The sequence below is a fragment of the bacterium genome (assembly GCA_024224155.1).
Lineage (GTDB): Bacteria > Acidobacteriota > Thermoanaerobaculia > Multivoradales > JAHEKO01 > CALZIK01.
Genome location: JAAENP010000336.1, coordinates 1 through 1,818 on the forward strand (window position 1 = coordinate 1; position 1,818 = coordinate 1,818).

Below are 1,818 nucleotides of genomic sequence, written 5' to 3' on the forward strand. Positions count from 1 at the left end.
AGGAGCTGCGCCGGGCCGAGAAAGAACAGGTCCCGTACCACGAATTCCTCCTGCGCCTGGTCCGACCCCAGTGGCACGCCAAACAACAGCAGGCCCTGGAGTGGCGCATCAAGCGCGCCCGACTGCCCGAACGCTGGACCCTGGAAACCTTCCCGTTCAAAAAGCAGCCCGGCGTCAACCGTCGCCAAATCCGCACTCTCTCCGAGCTCGATTTCATCCCACGAGCCCAGAATATCGTCCTCATCGGACCCACCGGCGTCGGCAAAACGGGACTCGCCTCAGGCCTGCTCCTCAAAGCCCTGCAGAACGGCTACCGCGGTCAATTCCTCCGCGCCCAGGACCTCTTCGACGACATGTACGCCTCGCTGGCCGACCATTCCTCACGAAAACTCATCAACCGACTTGCCCGACTCGATCTGCTCGTCATCGACGAAATGGGATATCTCAACCTCAGACCCGAGCAGACCAACATCTTCTTCAAACTCATGGAGGAGCGCTACAACCGGCGAGCCACACTCATCACCACCAACCTCGACTACGACGAGTGGCACCAGTTTCTCGGCAACAAGCCCATGGTCGAGGCGCTCCTGAGCCGACTGCGCCACCACTGTCACACCCTGCGCATCGACGGACCCTCACTGCGCGAGCCCCAATCATGAGCCACTCACGCGACGCGCTAGCTCACCTTGGATGGGTCTTCGACCCCGATCTGGGCCGCGAGCAATACGTCCAACGGGTGCTCGACGCCTATCGCCAGACTCCCACCACCGCTGGCAGGGTGCGCCCTGCCGATCGCCGTCTCGCCGTCCAGCTCTTTCACCGCGGCGTCCCTGACTCCATGGTCCAGGCCGCCTTCTCCCTCGCCGCCGCACGGCGCACCTTTCGCGATCCCGAGGCCGGGCCGCTGCACCCCATCCGATCTCTTCACTATTTCCTGCCCGTCCTCGACGAGATTCGCTGCGAGCCCATCGATCCCGATTACATCCGCTACCTTGAGTGGAAGCTCTACGGCGACAGCTGACCACCTCCACACATCCTCCGGACACGAGCACGGCCTGACCAGCCGTGCTCTCACCGCCGCCACAGCCTACGGCCTGGGATGATGGCACTGCCTGCGCAAGCCGCACCGCATCCGCACGATCCCTCCAGCCTACCGAAGGCACGCCTGCGGCGTGGATGATGGTGGGCGGAATGGCGGAATACTACAGATTCTAGGAGGGCACGCCTGCGGCGTGGATGATGCCACGACGATGGCATGGATGACGCCGGAGAGTCGATGATGATGAGATGATCGCGAAGATAGATCCGCGCGGGGGCCACTCTTGAAGAGCACAAGTGGGTCACTCCTGGTGAGCGCTGAAGCGAGTCGGCGAGCCGAGCCACCCGCACACCAGAACCATTCCGTCACCCACCGCGAACGCGGTCGGGAAGAAGAGTGCCTGCCAAAGTCGCCGTCGAGCCATCTGCTGCCTCGAAAGAGTCGGCAGGCTGTCTGAAGCGCCGGTAGCGGGAGTCAAACCTGAAATTCGGACCACCTTGTGGCTCGCCTCCGCGAATCACCAAGCCGGTCGAGGCTCTTTCCTACAAGATGCGTGACACCTTATCCCTGTCGCTCTTTCCTACAAGATGCGTGACACCTTATCCCTGTCGGCCCCGTCTTCGGTCCGCTCACGCGGTCTCCTCCCCGGGGATCATGGTATGAGAAAAGGGCGGCCGGAAACCGGCCGCCCACGGAACGCGATCGCAGTAGCGAGCTACCTCTCAGCTCGCCCGCCGCGGTCCACTTCTCGATGAGCCCGACCACGAACCCGGCGTAGG

General features: G+C 63.1%; 2 protein-coding genes. Both read left to right on the top strand.

The genetic code is table 11. The features are described 5' to 3' along the window. Window positions 1-659 (top strand): ATP-binding protein (locus tag GY769_17110; protein MCP4203642.1); only part of this gene is annotated, 659 nt, incomplete at its 5' end. Next, the gene (locus GY769_17115) at window positions 656-1,021 is read left to right on the top strand and encodes a hypothetical protein (GenBank protein ID MCP4203643.1); all 366 of its coding nucleotides are present in this window, start codon (window positions 656-658) and stop codon (window positions 1,019-1,021) included. The genes GY769_17110 and GY769_17115, both read left to right, overlap by 4 nt. Window positions 1,022-1,818: the final 797 nt, after the last annotated feature.